The organism is Nostocoides japonicum T1-X7, from assembly GCF_001046855.1.
In the GTDB taxonomy this organism is placed as follows: domain Bacteria; phylum Actinomycetota; class Actinomycetes; order Actinomycetales; family Dermatophilaceae; genus Nostocoides; species Nostocoides japonicum.
The window spans coordinates 4,766,132-4,768,522 of record NZ_HF570958.1 but is presented as its reverse complement, the minus strand read 5'-3'; the positions used below and the strand labels follow the sequence as shown (position 1 = coordinate 4,768,522).

Genomic DNA, 2,391 nt, shown 5'->3' with positions numbered 1-2,391 from the left:
TGCGGGAGCGGCTGCGGCGCCCGCCGACGCGCCCGGCGCGAGCCGAGGAGTCCGCGTCCAGGTCGTGTCGGGACTCGCCCTCATCGCGATGGCCGTCTCCGTCGGCGTCGCCATCGACCCCGCATCGGCCGGACTGGCGGGCCCGGAGAGTGGGGCGGGCGTCTCCGCAGCCGGGACCGCGATCGCGCCGACGGGCCACACGACCCGGGTCCTCGTCACGGCACGCGACATGCACTACGACCCGGCGAGCATCGACGTCCCCGCGGGTGACCGCCTCGTCATCGAGCTCGTCAACGCCGACCCCGACACGAGCCACGACCTCACCTTCGGCTCCGACCTGCACACCCGACGGCTGCGTCCCGGCCAGCACGCCGTCCTCGATGTCGGCGTCGTGTCCCGGTCGCTCGAGGGGTGGTGCTCCGTCGTCGGTCACCGGATGCGGGGGATGACGCTCCAGGTGCAGGTGGTCGGGGCACCGACGGCGGGCGCGACCGGGACCTCCGGCTCATCGTCGGGCACCGACGGGGAGGACGGCTCGACGGCGCACGACGGGACGGGTCACTCCGCGGAGCAGGCGGCCCCGACCGGGCCGTCCCCGTCGCTGCCGCCGTCGGCACTGGACGTCGACCGGGCCGCGGCCGCTCCCGTCGACCCGGTCCTTCCGCCGCTGTCCTCGGCTCGGACCCATCGGATCACGCTCCGGGCCACGACGACGACCCTCGAGGTGGCGCCGGGGGTGTGGCAGCGGCGGTGGGCATACAACGGGCAGGTGCCGGGGCCGACCCTGCACGGGCGGGTCGGGGACACCTTCATCGTCACCCTCGTCAACGACACCGACATGGGGCACTCGATCGACTTCCACGCCGGCGAGCGGGCGCCCGACAAGGTGATGCGCACCATCCCGCCGGGGGGCCGGCTCACCTACCGCTTCACGGCGCGACGCGCCGGCATCTGGCTCTACCACTGCTCGACGATGCCGATGTCCGCCCACATCGCGGCCGGCATGTTCGGCGCCGTCGTCATCGAGCCGCCGGGCCTGCCCCGGGTGGACCGGTCGTACCTGCTCGTCCAGTCCGAGGCATACCTCGACACGACGAGCGGGACGAGCCACGACGCGGCGGCCGAGGTGGATGCCGAGAAGGTGTCCGCGGAGCGTCCCGACGCCGTGACCTTCAACGGTCAGGCCTTCCAGTACGACCACACGCCGCTCACCGCGCGGGTGGGGGAGCGGGTCCGGATCTGGGTGCTCGACGCCGGGCCGGACCGGGCGACCTCCTTCCACGTCGTCGGCAGCCAGTTCGACACCGTCTACCTCGAGGGCGGCTACCTCCTGCGGCACGGCCGGGACGCCTTCGGCTCCTCCGACGCGGGAGGCAGCCAGGCCCTCGCGCTCCAGCCCGGGCAGGGCGGCTTCGTCGAGCTGACCCCCCGTGAGCCGGGCAGCTACCCCGTCGTGTCGCACATCATGGTCGACGCGGAGCGGGGCGCGCACGGCATCCTCCGCGTCACCCCTTGACGGACGTGCCGAGAAGATGTCGTCGGAGCGGCGTCCGGACAGCAACAACTCGGCACGTGCGGGGTGGGGTCGTGCACGTGCCGAGAAGATGTCGTCGGAGCGCGGTCCGGACAGCATCAACTCGGCACGTGCGGGGTGGGGTCGTGCACGTGCCCAGCAGGTGCCGACCGGCCCGGGCAGGTACCCTCGCGACGAGGAGCCCTGAGGACCTGACCTCGGCCGGCTCGACGACGCCACGAGGGGAGCGGCATGACGACCACGCACGAGGGCGACCGGCCATGACGTCGCGGTGCGCGCTGTACGTCGACGCCGGGTACCTCCTCGCGTCGTCGGCGACCCGGGTGACGGGGTCGTCCCTCCGAGGCAGCGTCAACGTCGACTACGGCTCCCTCGTCGACCGGCTCGTCCAGCAGGCGCAGGAGCTCAGCGGCCTGCCGGTCCTGCGGGTCAACTGGTACGACTCCGGCGGCCGGCCCGGTGGGCAGGCGGACCACGACCAGGAGGTCCTCGGCATGCTGCCGCGGGTCAAGCTGCGCCTCGGGCGGCGGTCGCCCAACGGCGAGCAGAAGGGCGTCGACGTGCGGCTCGGGCTCGACCTCGCCACGCACGGACGCAACCATGTCGCCGACGTCATGTTCCTCGTGAGCGGCGACGACGACCTCACCGAGGCCGTCGAGGAGGCCCAGGGCCACGGCGTGCAGGTCGTCCTCCTCGCCGTGCCGGACGTCAACGGCAAGGCCCACGCCGTGGCCCGGCACCTGGTCCGAGAGGCCGACGGGGTCGAGCTCATCCACGGGGAGACGATCGACGCGACGGTCCACCGCCCGGTCCCGCCGCCGATCCGGCCCGACGCCGCCGCCGCGGACCGGGCGGCG

At 73.8% G+C, this 2,391-nt stretch carries 2 protein-coding genes; both read left to right on the top strand.

The window, feature by feature from the left end:
• Positions 1 to 1,516, top strand: a 1,516-nt coding sequence (locus BN12_RS21640) for a multicopper oxidase domain-containing protein (RefSeq protein WP_162233121.1), incomplete at its 5' end; no start/stop codon positions are given.
• A 278-nt stretch (positions 1,517 to 1,794) separates the two neighbouring features.
• Positions 1,795 to 2,391: NYN domain-containing protein (locus tag BN12_RS21635; protein WP_157635769.1), on the top strand; the 597-nt coding region annotated here is incomplete at its 3' end.